This is a genomic window from Ramlibacter sp. WS9 (assembly GCF_003797765.1).
GTDB lineage: Bacteria > Pseudomonadota > Gammaproteobacteria > Burkholderiales > Burkholderiaceae_C > Ramlibacter.
Genome location: NZ_RKMB01000023.1, coordinates 38,104 through 57,030, shown reverse-complemented (window position 1 = coordinate 57,030; position 18,927 = coordinate 38,104). Strand labels below are relative to the sequence as shown.

General features: G+C 65.4%; 18 protein-coding genes. 9 read left to right on the top strand and 9 right to left on the bottom strand.

Going from position 1 to position 18,927, the window contains the following annotated elements; genetic code table 11:
• Positions 1 to 58 precede the first annotated feature (58 nt).
• A complete protein-coding gene (locus EEB15_RS25650; protein WP_141512800.1) occupies positions 59 to 1,024 on the bottom strand; it encodes a LysR family transcriptional regulator in 966 nt (321 codons plus the stop codon).
• Positions 1,025 to 1,144: 120 nt separating this feature from the next.
• Here EEB15_RS25650 and EEB15_RS25645 point away from each other — a divergent pair, with 120 nt between their 5' ends.
• From EEB15_RS25645 to EEB15_RS25640, 3 genes are read left to right on the top strand one after another with little or no spacing between them, the layout of a single operon-like run.
• Positions 1,145 to 1,585, top strand: coding sequence for a hypothetical protein (locus tag EEB15_RS25645; protein ID WP_141512799.1), 441 nt, complete (start codon positions 1,145 to 1,147; stop codon positions 1,583 to 1,585).
• Positions 1,586 to 1,599: 14 nt separating this feature from the next.
• Positions 1,600 to 1,749, top strand: a complete 150-nt coding sequence (locus EEB15_RS33805) for a hypothetical protein (RefSeq protein WP_158290229.1) — start codon at positions 1,600 to 1,602, stop codon at positions 1,747 to 1,749.
• Positions 1,750 to 1,794: 45 nt separating this feature from the next.
• Complete coding sequence (locus EEB15_RS25640) at positions 1,795 to 1,980, top strand: hypothetical protein (RefSeq protein WP_141512798.1); 186 nt, start codon at positions 1,795 to 1,797, stop codon at positions 1,978 to 1,980.
• 55 nt (positions 1,981 to 2,035) lie between these two features.
• Here EEB15_RS25640 and EEB15_RS25635 read toward each other — a convergent pair whose 3' ends face one another.
• Both EEB15_RS25635 and EEB15_RS25630 read right to left on the bottom strand, forming a co-directional pair.
• Positions 2,036 to 3,571 (bottom strand): Fic family protein, encoded by a 1,536-nt coding sequence (locus EEB15_RS25635; protein ID WP_233259623.1) that lies wholly within the window; start codon positions 3,569 to 3,571, stop codon positions 2,036 to 2,038.
• Between the two features lie 254 nt (positions 3,572 to 3,825).
• The gene (locus tag EEB15_RS25630; protein ID WP_141512797.1) at positions 3,826 to 5,676 is read right to left on the bottom strand and encodes a phosphoenolpyruvate carboxykinase (GTP); all 1,851 of its coding nucleotides are present in this window, start codon (positions 5,674 to 5,676) and stop codon (positions 3,826 to 3,828) included.
• Positions 5,677 to 5,882: 206 nt separating this feature from the next.
• Between EEB15_RS25630 and modA the strand changes: the two genes are divergently transcribed.
• From modA to EEB15_RS25615, 3 genes are read left to right on the top strand one after another with little or no spacing between them, the layout of a single operon-like run.
• Entirely contained in the window at positions 5,883 to 6,659 is a 777-nt protein-coding gene (gene modA, locus EEB15_RS25625; protein WP_141512796.1) for a molybdate ABC transporter substrate-binding protein, read from the top strand.
• A 33-nt stretch (positions 6,660 to 6,692) separates the two neighbouring features.
• On the top strand, positions 6,693 to 7,361 hold the full coding sequence (gene modB, locus EEB15_RS25620) for a molybdate ABC transporter permease subunit (RefSeq protein ID WP_141512795.1): 669 nt from the start codon (positions 6,693 to 6,695) through the stop codon (positions 7,359 to 7,361).
• A 7-nt stretch (positions 7,362 to 7,368) separates the two neighbouring features.
• Positions 7,369 to 8,493 carry an ABC transporter ATP-binding protein gene (locus tag EEB15_RS25615; protein ID WP_233259622.1) on the top strand — a complete coding sequence of 375 codons (1,125 nt, stop codon included), beginning with the start codon at positions 7,369 to 7,371 and terminating at the stop codon, positions 8,491 to 8,493.
• On the opposite strand, the gene EEB15_RS34025 is transcribed toward EEB15_RS25615, so the two are convergent.
• The 3 genes from EEB15_RS34025 to EEB15_RS25605 are packed head-to-tail and all read right to left on the bottom strand — an operon-like array spanning position 8,481 to position 10,303.
• Complete coding sequence (locus EEB15_RS34025) at positions 8,481 to 8,636, bottom strand: hypothetical protein (RefSeq protein ID WP_199236637.1); 156 nt, start codon at positions 8,634 to 8,636, stop codon at positions 8,481 to 8,483. The two genes, EEB15_RS25615 and EEB15_RS34025, sit on opposite strands and share 13 nt — an antisense overlap.
• 57 nt (positions 8,637 to 8,693) lie before the next feature.
• Entirely contained in the window at positions 8,694 to 9,098 is a 405-nt protein-coding gene (locus tag EEB15_RS25610) for a PaaI family thioesterase (RefSeq protein WP_141512793.1), read from the bottom strand.
• A gap of 5 nt (positions 9,099 to 9,103) precedes the next feature.
• A complete protein-coding gene (locus tag EEB15_RS25605) occupies positions 9,104 to 10,303 on the bottom strand; it encodes a threonine ammonia-lyase (protein WP_141512792.1) in 1,200 nt (399 codons plus the stop codon).
• A 133-nt stretch (positions 10,304 to 10,436) separates the two neighbouring features.
• Between EEB15_RS25605 and EEB15_RS25600 the strand changes: the two genes are divergently transcribed.
• On the top strand, positions 10,437 to 12,737 hold the full coding sequence (locus tag EEB15_RS25600) for an ATP-binding protein (RefSeq protein ID WP_141512791.1): 2,301 nt from the start codon (positions 10,437 to 10,439) through the stop codon (positions 12,735 to 12,737).
• A 125-nt stretch (positions 12,738 to 12,862) separates the two neighbouring features.
• On the opposite strand, the gene recQ is transcribed toward EEB15_RS25600, so the two are convergent.
• Positions 12,863 to 14,722: a DNA helicase RecQ gene (gene recQ / locus EEB15_RS25595; RefSeq protein ID WP_141512790.1), complete on the bottom strand. Its 1,860-nt coding sequence runs from the start codon at positions 14,720 to 14,722 to the stop codon at positions 12,863 to 12,865.
• A gap of 52 nt (positions 14,723 to 14,774) precedes the next feature.
• Here recQ and EEB15_RS25590 point away from each other — a divergent pair, with 52 nt between their 5' ends.
• On the top strand, positions 14,775 to 15,821 hold the full coding sequence (locus tag EEB15_RS25590; protein WP_141512789.1) for a homocysteine S-methyltransferase family protein: 1,047 nt from the start codon (positions 14,775 to 14,777) through the stop codon (positions 15,819 to 15,821).
• A gap of 164 nt (positions 15,822 to 15,985) precedes the next feature.
• Here EEB15_RS25590 and EEB15_RS25585 read toward each other — a convergent pair whose 3' ends face one another.
• A complete protein-coding gene (locus EEB15_RS25585) occupies positions 15,986 to 16,363 on the bottom strand; it encodes a VCBS domain-containing protein (protein WP_141512788.1) in 378 nt (125 codons plus the stop codon).
• A gap of 135 nt (positions 16,364 to 16,498) precedes the next feature.
• Here EEB15_RS25585 and EEB15_RS25580 point away from each other — a divergent pair, with 135 nt between their 5' ends.
• Positions 16,499 to 16,948 (top strand): Lrp/AsnC family transcriptional regulator, encoded by a 450-nt coding sequence (locus EEB15_RS25580; RefSeq protein ID WP_141512787.1) that lies wholly within the window; start codon positions 16,499 to 16,501, stop codon positions 16,946 to 16,948.
• A 51-nt stretch (positions 16,949 to 16,999) separates the two neighbouring features.
• On the opposite strand, the gene EEB15_RS25575 is transcribed toward EEB15_RS25580, so the two are convergent.
• Positions 17,000 to 18,910 carry a PhoX family phosphatase gene (locus tag EEB15_RS25575; RefSeq protein WP_141512786.1) on the bottom strand — a complete coding sequence of 637 codons (1,911 nt, stop codon included), beginning with the start codon at positions 18,908 to 18,910 and terminating at the stop codon, positions 17,000 to 17,002.
• Positions 18,911 to 18,927 lie beyond the last annotated feature (17 nt).

The window sequence follows — 18,927 nt, the reverse complement described above, 5'->3', positions numbered from 1 at the left end:
CGCGTCGTCGCCAAAGGGAAATCGAGCCGCCTGGGCGACACGCCGCAGGTGGCGGCTGCTAGCGGCCGGCCTCGCCGAACGCCTTCTGGGACGCCGCGGCCACCGCGAGCCGCAGCCACGCGTGATCGCTTCTTTGCCCTTGGCGCCGGTGCCAGAGCGAATCCACGTGGACGGGCGAGACATCGAAGGGCAGGTCGCGCAGCACGAATTCGTCCGCCATGCCGGTCACCCGGACGAAGTGGCGCGGCAGCACGGACAGCAGGTCGGAGGTGGCGACGACGCGGCCCGCGGTGAAGAACTGGTTCACCGTCAGCACGATGCGGCGCTTGTGGCCGAGCGAGGCCAGCGCTTCATCGACGAAGCCGAACGGCCGCCCGGAAAAGCTCACGAGCAGATGGTGTGCCTGGGTGTAGCGCTTGATTGTCAGTGGGCCTTTCGCCAGCGGATGGTCCTTGCGCATCACGCAGACGTATTCGCCGTGGAAGAGGCGCTGGTGGTCGAAGGCCGCCATGTTGCCGGCCTGGGCCTGCGCCGTCAGGTCGGCCAGCACGGCGGGGAAGAAGCCGATCGCGAGGTCCATCTCGCCTTCATCCAGCAGCCGGCGCGGGTCGCGCGTGGTCAGCGGCAGCACCCGCATCGACACGCCTGGCGCATCGCGTTCGATGATCTCGACCAGCCCGGGGACGATTTCGGCCGCGGTCGCGTCGGCCATGGCCAGCACGAAGGTGTTGACCGCCTCCGAGGCCGTGAAGTCGCCCGGTGACAGCGAGGCCTCCATCTGCCGCAGGGCGTCGGAGATCGCGGGCCAGAGCGCCAGCGCGCGCGGCGTGGGCTCGATGCCATAGCCGCTGCGCACCACCAGCTTGTCGCCCACGGAGTCGCGCAACCGGTTGAGCGCGTTGCTCACGGCCGGCTGCGTCATGGCGAGATTGCGCGCCGCGCGGGTGAGGTTGCGCTCTGTCATGACCTCATCGAAGACCCGCAGGAGGTTCAGGTCGAGCGTGCGGAAGTTCGGGGCTTTCATCATTATCCTGAATGATAGTCATCACGAATCAAAAGTGGATAAATATCAGGGTTCACCCTAGTATCACCCTACGCCCAATGGCAATACCGCCACCAAGCGCCTGAAAAGGGGAAGAAAACCATGACTGCATTTGCCCGCGTGGACCATCCCACCGAACACCTCGGCGTCGTCCGCGCCGAACGCTTCGTCAATGAAGTGAAGCACGCCGCGAGCCGTTTCAACGGCGCCCGCGCCGCAGCCAGCCTGTTGCTGGCCGCCATCGTCGCCGCCCTGATGGTGGTGGCCAACCAGGTGGTCGACACCTGGACCGAGGGCCATCTGCTGGCCGCCTGGATCGTGTTGTGGGCCATTGCCTTCGCGTCACTGGCGCTGCTGGCGTCGCCGGCCAAGCGCGCAGTTGCGGCAACGCGTGCCGGCCTGCGCCGCTGGAACGCGTCCCGCGTTCAGGCCGAAGAAGACCGCAAGCTCTGGGAAGTCGCACTGACGGACGCCCGCGTGATGGCCGACATCAGCCGTGCCATGAGCGCCAGCGCCTCGCGCGACATCAAGGCCTATTACTGAGCACGGAGCTCACGATGAGTGCGATCGCTTACTCAGCTTGGCTGCTGCCGCTTCTGCGGCGGTTGCCGGCGAGGTGGTTGGCGGGGCTCGATGCCTGGTCCTATCGCATCGCGCTGCGCCAGCGGGAGCGGCGCCGCACCAACGAGCTTCGCCGCCAACCCTGAATCCAGCATTTCAGTTTTCAACTCTCTGATCGAAGGAAAAAAATCATGACCACCCTCGTTTACGGCAGCCACTCCGCCAACCACGCCGGTGCCAGCCGCCTCACCGCCGGTCTCGCCATCCTGGCTTCGTTCTTCAAGAACTGGGCTTCGGTCGCGCGCGACTTGGACCAGGCCGGCTTCGATGCCAAACTGAGCGCTCGCGCCCAGCGCCTGCTGCGCGTCGGCTACTGAGTCGCACTCGCCGGCGGGCTCCGATGGCGCTGCGGCCCAACGGGGATGCTACCAATCAGGCCTCATAGCTCCCGTCCGCGTTCAACAAGCGGAATTGAGCGGGCGACTCTTCTAGCGCGTTGGTTCCCCTCAGAGTTGTGATGAGCGCATCGAGATTCGAGTAATCGAACTGGCTTGCCCATCGCGCCATCTTGGCGAGACTCCGGACGAAGCCGGACGGGTCGTTGCCTCGGGTGAGCGCACGCGCGCAATCCACATACTGCGGGTGATAGAGGGTCGGGATGATGATGCGACTCAAGCCCGTTCGAGTGAGCTCCGCGTTCATTGCCAACCGCGAGAGGCGCCCGTTGCCGTCGTCGAACGGGTGAACCTCAGAGACGAGAAACGCGTAGTACACGGCACGGGCCAAGCCTTCGGGAACGGAGAGCGCGAGACGGGAGCCCTCCGCAAGGGTGCCGCGCACATAGGCCGGCTCCACGAACTTCGTCGTGCCCGCGTAATTCACCTCAAGTTTGGGCTTGCCCGGATTCGCCTCCGGCCGCATCTTCAGCATTTCCGCATGCCAGTGTTCCAGGCCTTCCAGAAATTCCGGGCCGGCGACGGGAGGGCTGTCCCGGAAGGGCGACGTGATGGCCAGTCGAAACACACCCAGGATGTCGTGCGAATCCTTGGGGCGGTTGGGCACGATGGTGTTGTTCATCACGATGCCCCGTGCTTGGTCGATGTCGAACTTCGTGCCTTCAACGTAGTTAGAGAAGTACGACTCGACAAAGGCGAAATGCTGCCGCGCAATTCCCACCACGTTCGATTCGATGCGTGGCAGCGGCTCGGCTCGAAGCTGCGCGGCCAGCACCTCGAATCGAGCTGTACGCACTTGGTCCACCGGCGAGCCCTGTGCAACTGCCAAGCCCTCCCTGGTGCGCAGCTCGCCTTTGGAGTGGGTCCCCAGCAGGGCCCCAATGATGCTCCTCAGTTCATTCAGGGCCTTCTCAGCGCCCAGTGCAGGACTCAGGGCCGCCGCCTGGTCACGAATGTCATTCAGGGCCTTCTCTCCCGATGCGTTGAGCACCGAAACAAGCCGGCTCTCGACATCCTCTATTGGCGCTCGCAGGTCTCCCTTGCGGCCAATGTTCTCGAGCAGCATTCTCGTGCGGCCGGCGTAGTGCACACCAGAAGTCCCCATCGGCAAGTCTCCGGGCAGCGGTCCTGGGCCTCGCACGACTCGCACAACCAAGCCCGGGAGGGTCACCTTCTTGTTGAAGACGGTTGGATGCGACAGCGTCACATCGCCAGTCGGTAGCACCCCGCCCTTCATCGCACTGATGTGCGAGACCACTCCCCCGGGCACGACGACGCCGGCCACGCGCTGCCAGTTGCGACGTACAAGCGCGGCGAGTTCCTCGCTCGGCATTTGAGGGGCATAGACGCCCTTACACACGCGGACAAGTGCTCCCACAGCGGCTTGGCGCTGCAGGTTCCTGGCCTCAGCGCTGGGCAACGATGCCGCGAACAGCAACTCATCGGTTGGCATGCGTAGGCGAGCAGATTTCATGTGGAGGTCGTCGATTCCACTTAGAAGTTGGTCAAACATGTCGCTGTGACACTAAGAAAATGACTGATTTGTCGTTCAGGCACTTAGATTCAGTTCTCCACAGCTCATCCGCCTTCACTCCGAATCACTTAAGAAAGAGGGTTTGAACAGCAAATTGTCGTTTAGTAACTTAGAACGTGCAAGTTTTGTCGTTTAAGCACTAAGAAGAATAGTTTTTGGGCCATCTGCTGATTGACGCCCCCAAAAGCAAAAAAGCCACCGTCCTCGGTGGCCTTTCTGTGGGCGGAAGGCGCTCAGCCCGCGAGGCGCAGCTCGATCTTTGCCTTGGTCTCGCTCAACTCCTGGGGCAGGTGGTAAGCGAGCTGCTCGAACAGCTCGGTGTGCAGTTCCAGCTCCTTCTGCCAAGCCGCCTTGTCGATGCTGGTGACGCTGGCGAACTTTTCGGCGCTGAAGTCCAGGCCGGTCCAGTTCATCTCTTCATACGTGGGGCTCACGCCGAACAGGTGGTCGGTGCCGGTGGCCTTGCCTTCGATGCGGTCGATCATCCACTTGAGAACGCGCATGTTCTCGCCGTAGCCGGGCCAGACGAACTTGCCGTCTTCGCCCTTGCGGAACCAGTTGGTGGTGAAGATGCGCGGCAGCGTGGCGCCGGTCGCGCCGATCTTCTTGCCCAGGTTCAGCCAGTGCTGGAAGTAGTCGGACATGTTGTAGCCGCAGAACGCGATCATCGCGAACGGGTCGCGGCGCACCACGCCCACCTGGCCGGTGATGGCCGCGGTGGTTTCCGAACCCATGGTGGAGGCCATGTACACGCCTTCCACCCAGTTGCGGCCTTCGGTCACGAGGGGCACGGTGGTCGAGCGGCGGCCGCCGAAGATGAACGCGTCGATCGGCACGCCGGCGGCGTCGTCCCAGGCCGGATCCAGCGCCGGGTTGTTGGTGGCAGCTACCGTGAAGCGAGAGTTCGGGTGAGCGGCCTTGGCGCCGGTCTCCTTCGCGATCTCGGGGGTCCAGTCCTTGCCCTGCCAATCGATCGCGTGCCTTGGCGCCGGGCCCATGCCTTCCCACCACACGTCGCCGTCGTCCGTCAGCGCCACGTTCGTGAAGATGACGTTCTTGTCCAGGCTGGCCATGCAGTTGGGGTTGGTCTCGTTGTTGGTGCCGGGGGCGACGCCGAAGTAACCCGCTTCCGGGTTGATCGCGTAGAGCTTGCCGTCGGTGCCCGGCTTGATCCAGGCGATGTCGTCGCCGATGGTCGTGACCTTCCAGCCGTCGAAGCCCTTGGGCGGGACCAGCATCGCGAAATTGGTCTTGCCGCAAGCGGAGGGGAAAGCCGCCGCCACGTGGTACTTCTTGCCCTGCGGATTGGTCACGCCCAGGATCAGCATGTGCTCGGCCAGCCAGCCTTCGTCACGCCCCATGTTGGAGGCGATGCGCAGCGCGAAGCACTTCTTGCCCAGCAGCGCGTTGCCGCCGTAGCCCGAGCCGTACGACCAGATCTCGCGCGTCTCGGGATAGTGGACGATGTACTTGGTCTTGTTGCAGGGCCACTTCACGTCTTGCTGGCCCGCCTCCAGCGGGGCGCCGACGGTGTGCACGCAGGGCACGAACTCGCCGTTGACGCCCAGCACGTCGCACACGGCCTTGCCCATGCGGGTCATGATCTTCATGTTGACCGCCACATAGGGGCTGTCGGAGAGTTCGATGCCGATGTGGGCGATGGGCGAGCCCAGCGGGCCCATCGAGAACGGCACCACGTACATGGTGCGGCCGCGCATGCAGCCGTCGAACAGCGGGTGCAGGGTGGCGCGCATCTCGGCCGGGGCCATCCAGTTGTTGGTGGGGCCGGCGTCTTCCTTCTTCTCGGAGCAGATGAAGGTGCGGTCCTCGACGCGGGCCACGTCGCTCGGGTCGGAGCAGGCCAGGTAGGAGTTGGGGCGCTTGACCGGGTCGAGCTTCTTGAAGGTGCCGCCTTCGACCAGCTTGCCGCACAGGCGGTCGTATTCGTCCTCGCTGCCGTCGCACCAGTGGATGCTGTCGGGCTTGCACAGGGCGGCCATATCGGCCACCCAGGCGATCAAATTCGCGTTCTTCACGAAGGCGGGGCTGTTCAAATTCAGACCCTGCATCACCGGTGAGTTCATCCAAAGCTCCTAAAGTTAAACCTGATTTCAAAAGGGAGCAGGCTTCGGATGGCGAGCGACTCCCTTTTGAAACCGGGCTTTCGGGCCGGTTGGGTCACCAATTTTAGGGACCGGGGGAGCATCTTGGCTTCCAGAGGGGGCAAAAACAATGCAAAACTTGCATGAGGTTATGCAAGACAGTCTTTACTTGTATGAGGTGAATCTCGATGGATAGACGAAGCTTCGTAGGCGGTGTGGCGGCCATGGCTGCCGGCACCGCGATCGCGCAAACGCGACCTGCGGGCGGGTCGGCCGCCGTGCGTGTCGCGGCGGCGAGCGACCTGAAGTTTGCGCTTGCCGACATCGCCGACCAGTACCAGCGAGACGCGGGGCAGAAGGTCCAGCTCAGCCTGGGGTCGTCGGGTCAGTTCGCGCAGCAGATCCGGCAGGGTTTGCCGGTGGATCTCTATATGGCGGCTGATGAAGCCTTCGTGTTCCAGCTGGCCGACGCCGGGCTGACCCGAGACCGCGGGGCGCTCTACGCACTGGGCCGCATCGCTGCGCTGGTTCCTGCCCAGTCCACTGTCCCGTTGGATGCCGGACTGGTGGGGCTGCGCGCCGCATGGCCCGGGATCGGGCACTTTGCAATTGCCAACCCCGAGCACGCGCCCTATGGCCGGGCCGCGCAGCAGGCGCTGGAGCGTCTGGGCTTGTGGGAGCTCGCCAAACCCAGGCTCGTGATGGGCGAGAACATCGCACAAGCCACTCAGTACGTCACAAGCGGTGCAGCGCAGGCCGGCATCAGCGCCTTGTCCCTGGTCCTGGCGCCCGAAGTCGCGCGGCTAGCGCGCCATGTCGCGTTGCCGGAGGGCTTGCACCAGCCCCTGCGCCAGCGCATGGCACTGATCAAGGGCGCCAGCTCGGCGGCGGCGGACTTCTACGCCTATTTGCAGACCGAGCCGGCGCGGGCACTGTTGCGCCGTTACGGCTTCTCCTTCGACTGAACGCACTGGGCGCGCTGGGTCACAATCGCGCCCATGGATTGGCAAGCCGCCCGCGTCTCGCTTCTGCTGGCTGTGTTGACGGCCGCACTTCTGTTGCCGCCGGGCGTGGCCCTGGCGCGTTGGCTTGCGTTCACGCCCTGGCGCGGCAAACCGTTTGCCGAAGCCTTGTTGATGCTGCCGCTGCTGCTGCCGCCCACCGTCATCGGGTTCTATCTGCTCCTGACGCTCGGACAGGCCTCCCCCATCGGTGCCTGGCTGGCCGAGCGGCTGGACTTGCAGCTGGTGTTCAGTTTCCAGGGGCTTTTGCTCGCCAGCGTGCTGGTCAACCTGCCGTTCATGGTCCAGCCGGTACAGCGCGCGTTCGCGGCCATTCCCAACTCCTTGCGTGAAGCGGCGTGGGTGTCCGGGCTCAGCACATGGCGCACCTTCCTGAAGATCGAGCTGCCGCTGGCCTGGCCGGGTTTGCTCGCCGGCGTGGCCCTCACGGCGGCGCACACGCTGGGCGAATTCGGCGTGGTCCTCATGGTGGGGGGCAGCATCCCGGGAGAGACGCGAACCCTGAGCATCGCCATCTACGACCGCGTGCAGGCGTTCGACATGCAGGCAGCCCATGCCATGGCGCTCGCGCTGGTGGCGTGCTCCCTTATCGCCGTGGGCCTGGTGTTCGCGGGCGACCGCAAGCGGCCCTTGCAGGATCGCTGAAATACTCATGATGGGCACGCTCGAAGTCGATTTGCAGAACGCCACGCCGATGCGCCTGAACGCCGCATTCGCGTGCGCGCCCGGCGAGCTGGTGGCGCTGGTGGGGCCTTCCGGCAGCGGCAAGACCAGTCTGCTGCGTGCCGTGGCGGGGCTGCTCAAGAGCAAGACTCTGCGAGGGCGCATCAGTGTGGGGAGCGAAGCCTGGCTCGACAGCGAACGAGGCGTGAACCTGTCGCCCCAGCAACGTCACGCGGGCTTCGTTTTCCAGCACTACGCGCTGTTCCCGCACCTGAGTGCGTTGGAGAACGTCGCGCTTGCGGCGGGGCCCGACCGATCGGGGGCGCTGCTGGCTGCGCTGTTCAAGCGGCTGGGACTGTCCGGCTTGGAAGAGCGGCGCCCGGCCCAGCTTTCGGGCGGGCAGCAGCAACGTGTCGCCCTGGCCCGTGCCCTGGCCCGAGACCCCAAGGTGCTGTTGCTGGATGAACCGTTCTCCGCCGTGGACGCGCCCGCGCGGCAATCGCTATACCGCGAACTCGCCGCGTTGCGTCACACCTTGTCCACGCCCATGGTCGTGGTGACGCATGACCTGGCCGAGGCGCGCCGCCTGGCCGACCGGGTGGTGATCCTCGACGCGGGCGAGACGCTGCAGACGGGAACGCCCGCCCACGTGTTCGCCAGCCCGCGCAACGCCCGGGTCGCGGAGCTGGTGGGCATCCACAACCATTTTGCGGGGCGCTTCCACAAGCAGGAGCTCGGCTGGGGGCGGCTGACGTGGGGAGATGGCGATGCGGTGCGGTTGCGGGTGGTCGACAAGAACCGGATCGTGGACGGCGCGGTGGTGACTTGGGTGGTGGCCGGCGAAAAGGTCGACCTGCTGGCCGACGGCGCGGCGGAGCGCAACGTCTTGCGTTGCCGCATTCTGGAGCAGTTGGCGTTGGGCGAGACCAGCCTGTGCACGCTGGAGCCGGAACACCTGCCGCAGGAACGGGTGACGTTGAATCTGTCGACTGCCCAGCTGCGCTCACTGGGGGCCGAGCCCGGCCGTTGGTTGCGGCTGGCGATCGCCCCGGAGGCGATTCACATCATGCCGCAGAAGGAGGGCGCTTCCGCGGACCGGCCTCAGGCCAAGTAGATGGCGATGAACGCCAGCAGGAACATCAACACGCCGCCGACGACCGGCAGGACGATCGGGATCGCCGGCACGATGGCTTCGACGCCGTCGGGCTCATACTGGTCGCCACCGTGGGTCGTGCGGGGGGCTTCGTGGCTGGACATGGGGATTCCTTCGGATGCTTGAATTCGGGGGATTGGGCGGATTTTACCGCGATGCCCTCACAAGAGGGCGTAGGTGACGCTTGCGCGGCAAACGCTCTTGCCATCGCTGGCACCGCGGATGTCGATCTCGCCAAATGCCAGCGACTTGCCTGCCCGCAGGACCCGGGCCTGCACCAATGCGTCCTGGCCCGACAAGGGCTTGAGGAAGCTCGTGTTCATCTGCACGGTGGTGCACGGCCTGAATTCGCCGAAGTGATTGATAAGGGCCAGCACCATTGCCGTGTCGGCCGCCGCCATCATGGCCTGGCCGCACAGCATGCCGCCCACGCGCGAAAGGTCGCCGCTCTGCGGCAGCCGCGCCGTGACGCTGTCCGCATCGAAACTGTCCACCTGGAGCGCCAGTGCCTGCACCCAGGGTGCGAAGTACTCGGCCAGCGCCGATTGCAGGATCTGTTTGTCCATCGCCATCATTGCTCCTGAGCGGCAAAGCCGCCTTCATGCAGGGCATGAAGCACGCCCTGGATGTGGGCGCGCCCACGCGTCTGGATCACCAATTCGATCTCCACATTCTGTGCCGCCAGCATGGTGAAGGCGCGCTGGTGGTGCACCTCGTCGATGTTGGCGCCCGCTTCGCTAACGATGTGCGTGATCTTGGCGAGCGATCCCGGCACGTCGCGCGCGCTGACGCGAATCCGCGCGAGCCGGCCGGCCCGAACCATGCCGCGCTCGATGATGGCGGCCAGGAGCAGCGGGTCGATGTTTCCTCCGCCCAACACCAGGCCGACTTTCTTGCCGCGAAACCGCTCCGGGTACTTGAGCAGCGCGGCCAGCCCGGCGGCGCCGGCGCCTTCCACCAGCGTCTTCTCGATCTCCAGCAGCATCACGATCGCCTGCTCGATGTCGCCTTCGTCCACCAGCACGATGTCGTCGACGTACTTTTCAATGATGGCCTGCGGGATGCGCCCCGGGGTGCCCACCGCGATGCCTTCGGCGATGGTGCTGCCACCCTGCGGCAGCGCCTGGTGCTTCACGGCGTTGTACATGTTGGGAAATCGCAGCGTCTGAACGCCGATCACCTCAATGCCGGGCTTGAGCGCCTTGGCCGCGACGGCGATCCCGGCGATCAGCCCGCCGCCGCCCACCGCGACCACCAGCGTGTCGAGCTCCGGCACCGCGTCCAGCATCTCGATCCCGGTCGTCCCCTGGCCCGCCACGATCGCCTCGTCGTCGTAGGGGTGGACGAAAGTCAGCTGCTCTTTGGCCGCCAGCGTCAATGCATGGGTGCGTGACTCGTCCAGCGTGTCGCCATGCAGGACGATCTCGGCGCCAAAGCTGCGCGTGCGCTCCACCTTCACGCCCGGCGTGAAGCGCGGCATCACGATCACGGCGCGCAGGCCCAGCCGGTGCGCGTGGTAGGCCACGCCTTGGGCATGGTTGCCCGCGCTCATGGCGATCACGCCCTTCCTCTTTTCGTCATCGCTGAGTTGCGCCAGCTTGTTGCAGGCGCCGCGCTCCTTGAACGATGCGGTGAACTGGAGGTTCTCGAACTTCAGGAACACCTGCGCGCCGGCAATTTCGGAAATCGTCCGCGATTCCACACAGGGGGTGTCGAGCACCTGCCCCTGCAGGCGGGCGGCGGCGGCGCGGATGTCAGCGAGTTCGATCATGCCGGGATTGTCGGCGGGATTGGCCTGCCCGAAAAACCGACAAACTGAGGGTTTCCCCACCATCAGCGTCTTCCATGTAGCATCAACTCGCGTTATCGTAAGGGCGCGCAACAGGTCCTGGAGGCCTTTCCCCATGGTCAAGCGTTCGGTGGATGTGCAGGTACTTCCCTCACCGGGTCTGAAAGACGCGCCGGTGCTGGACCTGATGTGCTCGCATTTCGTGTTGACGCTCGCGGCCAAGCAGGGCGGCAAGTTCAACGTACGGCGCGATCTCAATGGCTTGCTGTCGCTGGCTGGGCGGCACCTGGTCTGGCCGGCCCCGGCGCTGGCCCGCCTGCGCGAGTTCCTCACGCGCCGCTGCAAGGACAACGAGTTCTGGCGTGGCCACGAATCTCTCACCACACAGGAATTCCTGGACCGGCACGGTGTCTGGCGTGGCCCCTATGAAGAAGGAACGCTGTTCTTCTATCTGGACGAATACGCGAAGGACCAGCCCAAGGACCTGTTGTCGGTGTTGTCCGTCACCGGCGACTGGCTGACCAACGCACTGAAGAAGCACTCCACGCTGGTCGAAAAGAACATCGACGCGCTTTCCGGCCTGTTGCAATTGAACAAGGCCGAGCGGGCCTTGCTCTTGTATGGCACGCTGGCCCGGTACCAGCGCGACTTGCGCAGCATCCTGGTCGAGTTCAAGGTCAACAACGCGCCCGAGGCCTATGCCGCCATCGCCGAGATCGCCGGCGTCAACGCCACGGAAGTCGGCGAAGCGCTGCGCGCAGGCTCGCGGCTGGAGCGCATCGGCCTGGTCGAGAACCTGATCTCCGAGCACAACATCACCGACCTGGCCGACCTGATGAAGGTGAGCGAAAAGCTGCCGCCGGTGTTGATGCGCGAGTACCGGGACCAGAACGAGCTGATGGCGGTATTCACGCGGCCCTCGGCCAAGAGCGCGCTGGCGCTGCACGACTTCAGCTTCGTGGAAGAAGACGCGCAGGTGCTGTGCTCGCTGCTGAAGAATGCCGTCTCCCGCAAGGAGCCCGGCGTCAACGTGCTGCTCTACGGCCCGCCCGGCACCGGCAAGACCGAGCTGGCGAAAGTCGTCGCGCAGGCGGCGGGGCTGGAGCTTTTCGAAGTGGAATATGCGGACCGAGACGGCAATTCCCTCTCCGGCCGCGACCGCTACCGCTCGCTTCAGATCGCGCAGGTGTTCCTCAAGGGCAGCGCGCAGGCCGCGCTGTTGTTCGACGAGGTCGAGGATGTGTTTCCCCCGATCTCCAGTGAGGCCGCGCAACTGATGGCGCGCGCCGAGCAGGTGGTGGCGCCACCGACGAGCAGCGTCAGCGGCAAGGCGTGGGTCAACCAGATCCTGGAATCGAACGCCGTGCCCACGATCTGGGTCACCAATCGCATCGAGCAGATCGACCCGGCCTTCCGCCGCCGCTTCGCCTATCACCTCGAATTGAAGTCGCCGCCGCCCGGTGCGCGCGAAGGCCTGGTGCGCAAGACGCTGGAAGGCGTGGCCGTGACGGACGCCTTCGTCGGCAAGCTGACCGAACGAAAGGGGTTGACGCCGGCACAGATTCGCACCGCGGTACGCTTTGCCGGGCTGGCCAGCGCCGACGGCAGCTCGATGGAGAGCCTGATCGAGCGGCAACTGCGCAACTCGGACCAGGCACTGGGCAATCGTGCCCACGACGCCGGCACGCGCCGCAGCGTGACGACGTACGACCTGGAAATGCTGAATGTCGAAACGCGCTTCGAGCTGCCACGCATCGTGGCGGCGCTCAAGGCGCGCGGCCACGGCACGCTGTGCTTCTACGGCGCACCCGGCACCGGCAAGACCGCGCTGGCCGAGCACATCGCCAAGAGCCTGGACAAGCCGCTCCTCATCAAGCAGGCCAGCGACCTGATGAGCAAGTTCGTCGGCGAGACCGAGCAGAACATGGCCGGCATGTTTCGCGAGGCCGAGAGCGAGAAGGCGGTGCTGCTGCTGGACGAGGCCGACAGCTTCCTGCAGGACAGGCGCGGCGCGCAGCGCACCTATGAGGTGACTGAAGTCAACGAGATGCTGCAAGGCATGGAGCGCTTCAACGGCATCTTCGTTTGCACCACCAACCTGATGGACCGCATCGACCAGGCGGCGCTGCGGCGCTTCACGTTCAAGATCCGCTTCAAGCCGCTGACGGGGCCGCAACGCGAAAAGATGTTCGTGACCGAGGCGCTGGCCGGCGACGCCGAATTGCTCACGCCGGAAACGAGGGCGCGCCTGGCGAAGCTGGACCAGCTTTGCCCCGGCGACTTTGCCGCGGTGAAACGCCAGGTCGACATCCTCGCGGCGGAATTCACCGTCGCCGAGTTCCTGGAGCAGCTCGAAGCCGAGCATCGCATCAAGCCCGAGGTGCGCGAGGCGCGCAACATCGGGTTCATGCAATAACTGACCCACGCCCGAAGCGCCTGCGGCGATGCCCCCTCGGGCGCTGCCCTCTCCCCCTCAAGGGGGCGCAGCCAGCGGCCCGGCAAAGCCGGTTCCGCGGCTACCCCGAACGATGCAGCTGGCGGTCAAGTGTTTATGACGCGAAGTACTTCCTCGCCGTACTTCTCCAGCTTGCTCGCCCCAATCCCGCTGATGCCCTGCAAGTCGGACAAGCTGGTCGGCGCCATCGAGGCAATCGCGGCCAGCGTGGCGTCGTGGAAGATCACATAGGCCGGCAGATTGTGCGACCGTGCGACTTCGGCGCGCCACGCCTTGAGCGCCGCGAAGCGGGTCTGCCCTGAGTCGGTGAGCCCCGCCGCAACAGCGGGCGCCGTCTTTGCGCTGGCACCCTTGCGTCGCCGCGAATCGGCCGGCAACGACACCGATTCGCGCAGTTGCACCGGCGTCTCGCCTTTCAGCACCGCACGCGACCCTTCGGTGAGCTGGAGCGTGTTGAATGCCTGTCCGTCGACTGCCAGCGCGCCGGTGGCAATCAGCTGCCGCAGCACGCCGCGCAATTGCGCTTCGCTGAATTCGGCGCCGATGCCAAATGTGCTGAGGCGTTCATGCCCGAACTGCGCCACCTTCTCGGTCTTCTTGCCACGCATGATGTCCATCACGTGGCCGGCGCCGAAGCTGATGCCGCTTTGCTGCTGCACGCGGTAGATGGTGGACAGCAGTTTGCGCGCGGCGTCGGTGCCGTCCCACACGTCTGGCGGGTTGAGGCAGTTGTCGCAGTTGCCGCAAGGTGTCGACTCTTCGCCGAAGTAGCCGAGCAGTCGCACGCGCCGGCAATCGGTGGCTTCGGCCAGCGCCAGCAACGCATCCAGCTTGCCGCGCATCACCTGCTTGAAGTCTTCGCCCGCCGGGCTTTCGTCGATCATGCGGCGCTGGTTCACCACGTCCTGCAGGCCGTAAGCCATCCAGGCTGCGGCAGGCAGGCCATCGCGGCCGCCGCGGCCTGTCTCCTGGTAGTAGCCCTCGATGTTCTTCGGCATGTCCAGGTGCGCCACGAAGCGCACGTCGGGCTTGTCGATGCCCATGCCGAACGCAATGGTCGCCACCATCACGATGCCTTCTTCGCGGAGGAAGCGGTCCTGGTTGGTTTGCCGAACGTCCGCATCAAATCCCGCGTGATAGGGCAGGGCGCGGATACCTTGCTGGCTGAGTGTCTGAGCAATCTCTTCGACCCGCTTGCGCGACTGGCAATAGACGATGCCGGCGTCGCCTTCGTGCTCGCGTTCGATGAAGCGCAGCAGCTGCGTGGTGGCGTCCTTCTTCTCGACGATGGTGTAGCGGATGTTGGGCCGGTCGAAGCTGCTGATGAACTGGCGGGCGTCCGCCAGTTGCAAGCGCTCGAGGATGTCCTCGCGCGTGATGGCGTCGGCCGTGGCGGTGAGCGCGATGCGCGGCACATTGGCATAGCGCTCGTGCAGCACCGTGAGCGCTCGGTACTCCGGCCGGAAGTCGTGGCCCCACTGGCTCACGCAATGTGCTTCGTCGATGGCGAACAGGCTCAGCTTGCCGCGCTCGTACATCGAGTCGAGCTGCGCCAGGAAGCGCGGCGTCGTTACCCGTTCCGGCGCCGCGTACAGCAGCGTGATCTCGCCGCGCAGCATGCGCTTCTCGACGGCATTGGCTTGCTCGCCGGTCAGCGTGGAGTTGAGAAACTCCGCTTCGACGCCCGCTTCGTGCAACGCGCCGACCTGGTCGTGCATCAGCGCGATAAGAGGCGACACCACGATCGCCACGCCCTGGCCCGCGCGTTGCCGTGCGATGGCCGGGATCTGGTAGCACAGTGACTTGCCGCCGCCGGTGGGCATCAGCACCAGGGCGTCGCCGCCGTCGATGACATGATCCACGATGGCGGCCTGCGGCCCCCGGAACTGCTCGTAGCCGAAGATTTCGTGGAGAACGGATTGGGGGGAGAGAGGGGTGGCCTGCAAGATGGCCCGTATTGTCCAGGGAAAAAGGGTCGGCCCCTAAAATGAGGGCACTATGAAGCCCATCACCTACACCCGTGGCCAGGCCCTGCCGGGCATCCTCGAGCAACGCATCGCGATCCTCGATGGCGCGATGGGCACCATGATCCAGCGCTTCAAGCTGACGGAAGCCGACTATCGCGGCGAACGCTTCAAGGACCATCCCAAGGACCTGAAGAACAACGGCGACCTGCTGAGCCTGACGCGCCCCGACGTGATCCGCGACATCCACGAGGGCTACCTCGCGGCAGGCGCCGACATCATCGAGACCAACACGTTCGGCGCGACCACCATCGCGCAGGACGACTACGAGCTGGGCGGCCTGGCGTACGAGATGAACCTGGCGTCCGCGAAGATCGCGCGCGCCGCGGCCGACAAATTCTCCACCGCCGACAAGCCGCGCTTCGTCGCCGGCGCGCTCGGCCCCACGCCCAAGACCGCCAGCATCAGCCCGGACGTGAACGACCCGGGCGCGCGCAATGTGGACTTCGAGCAGTTGCGCGCCGCCTACTACGAGCAGGCCCAGGCCTTGACCGAAGGCGGCTCAGACTTGCTGCTCATCGAAACCATCTTCGATACGCTCAATGCCAAGGCGGCGCTGTTCGCCGTGGACGAGTATTTCGAGAAGTCCGGCGAGCGCCTGCCGCTCATCATCAGCGGCACGGTGACCGATGCCTCCGGCCGCATCCTGAGCGGCCAGACCGTCACCGCGTTCTGGTACAGCGTTCGTCACGCGCGGCCTTTGGCGGTCGGCCTCAATTGCGCCTTGGGAGCGGCGCTGATGCGCCCCTATATCCAGGAGCTCAATCGCGCCGCCCCGGATACCTTCATCAGCTGCTATCCCAATGCGGGCCTTCCGAACCCGATGGCCGAAACCGGCTTCGACGAAACGCCGGAAGTGACTTCGCGCCTGCTGCGAGAGTTCGCGGCCGAAGGATTGGTGAACATCGTGGGGGGTTGCTGCGGCACCACGCCGGAGCACATCGGTGCGATCCGCGAGGCGGTGACGCCGCATGCGGCGCGTTCGCTGCGGCGCGAATTCTTCTACAAGGAAGCGGCCTAGACGCGCTGATTTCCTCAAGCGGCCCAACGGGCGGTAACCCGCTGGGCCCTTGTCAGCCTTGCTTGCCGGTAATCAAGCTCGACATCTGTAGTGTCTGCGGACTACCGCCAAAATTCTTGCTCTTTTATCTGCCACATGCGCGTTCGGCAGATGAATTTCCTGAATCAAGCGATCAAATCGGGAACGCCCATCAAGCCAACCTCAGTGGTCGGGGCCGATTCTGCGTCCACGGCGCCACTGATCTTCACGACGACGCCCTGTCCGACCGACCCATTCGCGGCCTCGGCGTAAAACCAGTCGTAGACGGTGTCGCCGCGTGTGAGGGCCTGGGTGGCCTCGCGGCTGTTGTCCAGCGTGTAGGTCCACACCCCGGTTTCATTGATCGAGAAGCTGCCGTAGGTCCCTTCGATGGTCTCGAAAGCACGGAAGAGATCCGGGCCATTCTTGATGTCGAGGTCTCCGCCCGCTGACGTGTGATGCCCGTCCTCGGTTAGCCGCTTGAGGTGGTTGCCGGTAATTGCCGGTGCCGTGCTTCTCGCCATGAATTTCTCCTTGTCGCCGTCTAGCGAGGGTGAAATGTACGTAACAAGACGTTAGCCTTCAAGTGATTTATTTACAATTGGGTTACATCAGAAGATAATCCGGCGTCTTCCTCATACTGCGAGAAATTTTCCTGTATGGACAATCTCGACCGAAAAATTCTGAAGGCGCTCCAGTCCAACAGCCGGGCGAGCCTGCAGGAGATCGGCAACGCCGTGGGACTGAGCAGCTCGCCCTGCTGGGAGCGCATACGCAAGTTGGAACAGGCCGGCGTCATCGAGGGCTACACCGTGCGGCTCAACGCGGAAGCGCTGGGCCTCACCGACACCGTGCTGGTGCAGATCACGCTGGACAGCCATTCGGACAACACGCTGGAGAAGTTCGGCGAGACGCTGGCCGCGATTCCCGAAGTGGTCGAGGCCTATCTGGTGTCAGGCGACTACGACTACCTGCTGCGCGTCGCGGTGAAGGACACGCGAGACTACGAACGCCTGCTGCGGGAACAGCTGTACAAGATCAAGGGGATCCGGCACAGCAAGTCGAGTTTCGTTCTACGCACCTTGAAGAAGGCGGACCTGCCGATCTAGCGGCCGGCCGGGGCGTGAGCCTTGCGGCAGGCTGGGGATGAGCCTCGCGGCTCAGGTCCCGATCACGCCGCCGTCCGCCTTGCGGATCACCACCGTGGCCGAGCGCGGGCGGCCGTCGGGACGGAAATCGGGCCAGTTCGAAATGCCGCGCGGCTGGTCCGGGCTGGTCCGCTCCGAGGCGGTCTCGCCCGGGTGCTGGATGTTGACGAACATCGTGCGGCCGTCCGGCGTGGCCGTGGCGCCGGTGATTTCGCAGCCGGCCGGGCCGACCAGGAAGCGCCGGACTTCGCCGGTGCGCACATCGGCGGCCAGCATGGCGTTGTTGCCGAGCTTGGCCAGGTCGCCCTTGCCCATGGCGGAAGTGGACATGTCCAGCTGGACCCACAGCACGCCGCGACCGTCCACCCACAGGCCGTCCGGGCAGCCGAAGGCGTCGCCGTTGGCGTTGCCCTTGGCTTCGGCGCGCTCGTTGGCCGGGTCGCCGGCCATCACGAAGTGGTTCCAGCGGAAGCGGGTGCCGTCGAAGTCGCCTTCGTCCTTCCAGCGGATGATGTTGCCCATGGTGTTGTTGGCGCGCGGGTTGGCGGCATCGACGCCGGGCTGGCCGCTGGTGCCGCGGCTGGCGTTGTTGGTCAGCGTGCAATAGGCCCAGCCGTCCTTGTCCACGGCGATCCATTCGGGCCGGTCCATCTTGGTGGCGCCCAGCAGGTCGCTGGCCTGGCGCGTCTTGATCAGCACCTCGCCCTGGTCGGCGAAGCTGTTGGCGGGGGTGAGCGGCCCCTGGCCGTGCACGAGGGCGATCCACCGGCCTGTGCCGTCGGCGTCGAACCGCGCGACGTACAACGTGCCGTGGTCCAGCAGCTGCGCGTTCTCGCGGAAGCCGCCCGGCTTGATGCGGTCGCGGCTGACGAACTTGTAGATGTACTCGAAACGCGAGTCCTCGCCCGAATAGACGACGGCGCGCTGGTCGCGCGTCACCGCCACCGTCGCGCCCTCGTGCGCCGCGCGGCCCAACGCCGTGCGCTTGACCGGCGTCGAGCTGGGATTGAAGGGGTCGATCTCCACCACCCAGCCGAAGCGGTTCGGCTCGTTGGGGTGGCGCGTCGCGTCGAAGCGCTCGTCGTGCTCGTGCCAGCGGTAGCCCGCACCGCCCTTGCGCAGGCCCCAGCGGCGCTCGTGCGCGTTGGGCTGGTCCGGCCCATTGAAGTAGTTGATGAAGTTTTCTTCGCTGGTCAGGTACGTGCCCCAGGGCGTGATGCCGCTGGCGCAGTTGTTGAAGGTGCCGAGCACGCGCGTGCCCGACGGGTCCGCCGCCGTGCGCAGCAGGGCGTGACCCGCGGCGGGGCCCGTCACCTGCATGGGCGTGCGCGCCGTGATGCGGCGCGCCCAGGGGGAGGGGCGCACCATCTGCCATTTGCCGTCCTTCTGCTCGACCTCGATCACCGAGACGCCGTGCGCGGCCTGTGCCTTGTGCACCTTGGCCGCGGTCCAGGTTTTCATGCCGTCGGGGTGCAGCAGGCCGTCGTCGGTGTACTCGTGGTTCATCACTAGGAGGCCGGTCTTCGAACCATCTTGCGCGAAGAAGTGGATGCCGTCGTGGTGCATGCCCATCTGGGCTTCCTGCTCGGCGGCGGTGTTGGACGCGTCGGTCTTGAACGCGGGGCTGTCGCCCGACAGGCCCACCGGCTCGCCCCAGGCCGCGATCACTTCGGCGATATAGCCCTCGGGAACGGTCAGCTTGTCGGCGCTGGAGAGGGGGACGCTCTTGAAGCCCAGCAAGGAGCCGTCGCCCGCCATCGTGGCGCAGCCGGCCAGCGTGCCCGCCAGCGGCGCCAGCAGGCCCCCGAGGGCGCTGCCCAGACCGCCCTTCAGGACGATGCGCCGGGAAGGGTCCGAGAGTTCATGGATGTTTCGGTTGGAGGAGCGGTTGCTGTCCTCCATGGAGTTGTAGTCTTTGGCCATGGCGGCCGATTCTGCTT